The 4,921-nt window shown below is 69.3% G+C and carries 5 protein-coding genes; 3 read left to right on the forward strand and 2 right to left on the reverse strand.

Features of this window, described 5'->3' with window-relative positions; all coding sequences use genetic code 11:
* Positions 1-207 (forward strand): adenosylcobinamide-GDP ribazoletransferase (locus WAW85_RS08460; protein WP_422559176.1); only part of this gene is annotated, 207 nt, incomplete at its 5' end.
* A gap of 8 nt (positions 208-215) precedes the next feature.
* Here the strand turns inward: WAW85_RS08460 and WAW85_RS08465 are convergent.
* Positions 216-1,316 carry a branched-chain amino acid aminotransferase gene (locus WAW85_RS08465; RefSeq protein ID WP_422559177.1) on the reverse strand — a complete coding sequence of 367 codons (1,101 nt, stop codon included), beginning with the start codon at positions 1,314-1,316 and terminating at the stop codon, positions 216-218.
* A gap of 57 nt (positions 1,317-1,373) precedes the next feature.
* On the reverse strand, positions 1,374-2,483 hold the full coding sequence (gene gcvT, locus WAW85_RS08470; RefSeq protein WP_422559178.1) for a glycine cleavage system aminomethyltransferase GcvT: 1,110 nt from the start codon (positions 2,481-2,483) through the stop codon (positions 1,374-1,376).
* Positions 2,484-2,544: 61 nt separating this feature from the next.
* Between gcvT and WAW85_RS08475 the strand changes: the two genes are divergently transcribed.
* Positions 2,545-4,107 carry a leucyl aminopeptidase gene (locus WAW85_RS08475; RefSeq protein ID WP_422559179.1) on the forward strand — a complete coding sequence of 521 codons (1,563 nt, stop codon included), beginning with the start codon at positions 2,545-2,547 and terminating at the stop codon, positions 4,105-4,107.
* A gap of 143 nt (positions 4,108-4,250) precedes the next feature.
* Positions 4,251-4,921: biotin/lipoyl-containing protein (locus tag WAW85_RS08480; protein ID WP_422559180.1), on the forward strand; the 671-nt coding region annotated here is incomplete at its 3' end.

A 4,921-nucleotide genomic window follows, 5' to 3' on the forward strand; every position in this document is an offset into this window, starting at 1 on the left:
GGCCGGCTCGGATCAGCGGGGTGGGCGGCTGCGTCGCTGCAGTTGGCCGATCTGATCGGTGCTCTAGTCACCGTCGTCGTGGTGGCCGTCTTCGCCTACGCCTTCACCCGTCACTGTGCCCGCCGCATGGGCGGAAGCAACGGCGATGTGTTGGGCGCCACGATCGAACTGAGCACGACGATCGCGCTCGTCGCTCTCCTCGTCTGACCCGCGGTCTACGCGTAGAGCGTGGTCATCCAACTGTGCGCGTCGACGACGGTGCCGCGCTGCAGACCGGTCAGGGTGTCGCGCAGTTCCTGCGTCACCGGTCCGGTAGCGCCGTCGCCGATGAGGTAGTCGTCGGTGGCGCTCTTGACCCGGCCGACCGGGGTGATCACCGCGGCGGTGCCGCACGCGAAGACCTCCGAAATCGCCCCGCTGGTCACCCCCGCGCGCAGTTCGTCGGTACTGATCTTGCGTTCACTGACGCGGTAGCCTGCGTCGGTGGCCAGCGTCAGCAGGGAGTTGCGGGTGATTCCGGGCAGCAGCGAGCCCGACAGCTCCGGGGTGACGATTTCGGCATCGCGGCCGGCGCCGAGGACGAAGAACAGGTTCATACCGCCCATCTCCTCGATGTAGCGGCGTTCGATCGCGTCGAGCCAGACCACCTGATCGCAGCCTTCCTCGGCGGCCTGCGCCTGGGCGAGCAGCGAGGCGGCGTAGTTGCCGCCGAACTTGGCCGCTCCGGTCCCGCCCGGTGAGGCCCGAACATACTCGGTGCACAGGTACACGCTGACCGGCTTCACACCGCCGGCGAAGTACGCGCCGGCCGGCGAAGCGATGACGACGAAGCGATACTCGTCGGCCGGGCGCACCCCAAGGCTGGCCTCGGTCGCGATCATGAACGGCCGCAGGTACAGCGACTCCTCACCGCCAGCCTGCGGAACCCACCCGTGGTCGACGGCCACCAGCTGGCGCAGCGCGGCGACGAAGTCGTCGACCGGCAGTTCGGGCATCGCCAGCCGCCGTGCGGAGTTGTTGAAGCGCTCGGCATTCGCCTCCGGCCGGAAGGCGGCCAGCGAGCCGTCGGGCTGCCGGTAAGTCTTGAGGCCCTCGAAGATCTCTTGCGCGTAGTGCAGGACCATTGCCGCCGGATCCAAGGCAATCGGCCCGTACGGGGTCACCCGCGCCCGGTGCCATCCGCGCTCGCGGTCGAAGTCGATCGTCACCATGTAATCGGTGAAATGCCGACCAAAACCGGGTGCCTGCAGAATTTCCGCACGCCGGCCGTCGGAGACGGGATGCGGGTGATCGGTGCGGGTGAACTCCAGGGTCATTGCTCAAGAATAGCGCCGCATGCCAAGAGCTTTTCGCGCGCTCCGGCGGTTGCCGGGTCAGACGTGGCTTTCCACGAACGGCGGCGTGGTGACAGTGCATGCCACGGCGCGCCCGCGGACGTCGACGGTCACCTCGTCACCCGGCTTGAGCCCAGCCAGGCTCTCCACCAGTGCCAGCCCGATACCGGCCTTGAGCGTCGGCGAGAACGTCCCGGACGTGCACTCCCCGATCACCGGCAGCCCTGGCGCCAGGTGCACCGGGCAGCCCGCGCGCAGAATGCCGCGGCCGTTGGCTTTCAGTCCGATCAGCCTGCGTGTCGGACCGGCTTCGCGTTCGGCCAGTAGCGCCACGCGCCCGAAGAACGACGGCTTGTGCCAGCCCACCGCCCACGAGCTGCGCGCTTGCACCGGTGTGATGTCTTTGTTCAGTTCGTGTCCGTGTAGCGCGTAGCCCATCTCGGTGCGCAGCGTGTCGCGCGCCCCCAGTCCGGCGGGCAGACCGCCGCGCGCAGTCACCTCGGCGATCAGCGCATCCCATACCGGACCCGCGTCGGCCCAGCGTGGCAGCACCTCGTAGCCTCGCTCCCCGGTGTACCCGCTGCGGCAGATCCGCACCGGGTACCGGGCGCCGTCGACGGTCAGGTCGGCATCGGCGAAGGCCATGTACTCCATGTCCGACGGCAGGCCCAGCGCCTCGAGTACCGCGGGCGCTTGCGGGCCCTGTACCGCGAAGACCGCGTAGTCGCGATGCTGGTCGGTCACCTCGATGCCAGCGGGCGCCGCGGCGGCCAGGGCCGCCACCACGGCGGCCGTGTTCGCGGCATTGGGCACGAGGAAGACCTCATCGTCGGACACCAGATAGGCGATGAGGTCGTCGATCACACCCCCGCGGTCATTGCAGCAGAGCGTGTACTGCGCCTTACCCGGAGCGATCTTGCCCAGATCGTTCGTCAGGGTGTCGTTGATCAGCACGGCCGCGCCCGGTCCGGTGACCAGAGCTTTACCCAGGTGGCTCACATCGAAGATGCCGACGCTCGTGCGCACGGCGTCGTGCTCGGCACCGGTGCTCGAGTAGGCGACGGGCATATCCCAGCCGCCGAACTCGGCGAAGGTGGCTCCCAGTGCGGTGTGGCGGGCGGCGATCGGGCCAGCGAGCAGTTCGGTCATGGCCTTACCGTAGCGCGCCGAGCCGCCCGACCGGCCGCGGCCTGTGGCAGAGTGGATCGGCGTGAGCAGCAACGATCTTCGTGACCCGTCCACCGGCCTCCGCGACGCCCGCGACCGCGGCCCGCGCCTGGATCTCGCCACCGCACTGAGTTCGGGCGACGACGTCCTGGTGATCGGGCTCATTGCCGCAGACAAGGCCTCCGCCGAACAGCCTCCCGGCGACCTGACCCTCCTGGTGACCGAGGATCTGCTCGACGATGCGTCCGCCGAGGCGATCACTGCCGCACTGAAAGCTGTTCAGGCGACCGGTGCCAAGAACGACATCACCACCATTCCGGCCCCCGCTGGGCTGCCGGTCCGACTGGTGGTCGCGGTCGGTCTGGGCTCGGCCGACGACGCCGAGAACCCCGAGACCATCCGGCAGGCGGCGGGCACCGCGATGCGTTCCCTCGACGGCGCGGGCACCGTCGTCTCCTCTCTCTCGGCCGCCGGTCTAGGCCCCGCCGCCGAAGGCTTCTACCTCGGCGCCTACCGGTTCGATGGCTTCCGGACCGCACAGTCTCGCGACGGTAAGCAGCCGCCGACGCAGGTCTCGCTCCTGGTTCCGCAGAAGTCCAAGCAGGCCCGAGCCGAGCTCGACCACGCGACTATCGTCGCCGACGCGGTCGCGCTGGCCCGCGACTTCGTGAACACTCCGCCGAGCCACCTCTGCCCGGGCGAGTTCGCCGACCGCGCCCGAAAGGTCGCCGCCGAGGCGGGTCTGACGGTCGAGATCCTCGACGAGCAAGCCCTCGCCGACAGCGGATACGGCGGCATCCTGGGTGTCGGTCAGGGCAGTGCGCGTCCGCCGCGGCTGGTCCGCCTCACCTACGCACCGTCGGGCGCCGCCACCAAGGTCGCTCTGGTCGGTAAGGGCATCACGTTTGACACCGGCGGTATCTCCATCAAGCCGGCCGCAAATATGGACCACATGACCTCCGATATGGGTGGGGCCGCCGCGGTGATCGCGGCCGCCGTCGCGGCAGCCAAACTCGGCCTCGACCTCGCCGTCACCGCGACGGTGCCGATGGCCGAGAACATGCCGTCGGGCACCGCGCAGCGACCCGGTGACGTGCTGACCCAGTACGGCGGCACCACGGTGGAGGTACTCAACACCGACGCCGAAGGCCGCCTGGTGCTGGCCGACGCCATCGTCCGGGCCTGCGAGGACCGGCCCGACTACCTGATCGACACTGCGACGCTCACCGGCGCGCAGATGATCGCGCTGGGCACCCGCACCCCGGGCGTGCTGGGCACCGACGAGTTCCGAGACCGGGTCGCCCACATCTCCCAGGAGGTCGGCGAGAACGGCTGGCCCATGCCGATGCCCGCCGAACTGCGGTCCGATCTGAACTCACGGGTCGCCGATCTGGCCAACGTCACCAACCATCGCTGGGGCGGAATGCTGTCGGCGGCAATGTTCTTACGCGAGTTCGTCGGCGAGGACATCGCCTGGGCGCACGTGGACGTCGCCGGGCCGGCCTTCAACTCCGGCGGCGCCTTCGGCTACACCGGCAAGGGCGGCACCGGCGTCCCGGTGCGGACGCTGATCGCGGTCCTGGAAGACGTTGCCGCACGGGGCTGACCTCGTACTGACCGGTAGTCCGGGAGACCCCTGAAGGACTGTGCGCAAAAGGGTAGTGTTTGAGCGAAACGTCGACCGCGCGATACCGGTGGGCGTCAACCTGACCGTCATGAGCCACGAGCAGAACTGGGAGCAACACACCAATGGCCTTCTCCGTCGAGATGCCCGCGCTGGGTGAAAGTGTCACCGAAGGTACCGTCACCCAGTGGCTCAAGAGCGAGGGCGACACCGTCACCGCGGACGAGCCGCTGCTGGAGGTCTCGACCGACAAGGTCGACACCGAGATCCCGGCACCAGCCAGCGGTGTGCTGCTCAAGATCGTCGCGCACGAGGACGACGTCGTGGAGGTCGGCGGCCAGCTCGCGCTGATCGGCGAAGCCGACGAAGCCGCCGGTGACGACGCTCCCGAGACTCCCGCGCACCAGGCTGCTGATCCAGTGACTTCCGAAGCGGAGGCCGCGCCGGTCGAAGCCCAGGTTGAATCCGCCCCGGCCGCCGAAGTCGCCTCCGCTCCCGCCGCATCCGGGGGCAGCACCGACGGCCAGGCCGTCACCATGCCCGAACTGGGCGAATCGGTCACCGAGGGCACCGTAACCAACTGGCTCAAGCAGGTCGGCGACACCGTCGCCGTCGACGAGCCGCTGGTCGAGGTGTCCACCGACAAAGTCGACACCGAGATCCCGTCGCCGTTCGCCGGTGTACTCCTGGAGATCGTCGCCGACACCGACGAGGTGGTCGCCGTCGGCGGCACCCTCGCCCTGATCGGTGAGCCCGGCGCGGCCCCGGCCGCTGCTCCGGCGGCTCCGGCCCCCAC

The sequence above is a fragment of the Gordonia sp. (in: high G+C Gram-positive bacteria) genome, from assembly GCF_049299075.1.
Classification (GTDB): domain Bacteria; phylum Actinomycetota; class Actinomycetes; order Mycobacteriales; family Mycobacteriaceae; genus Gordonia.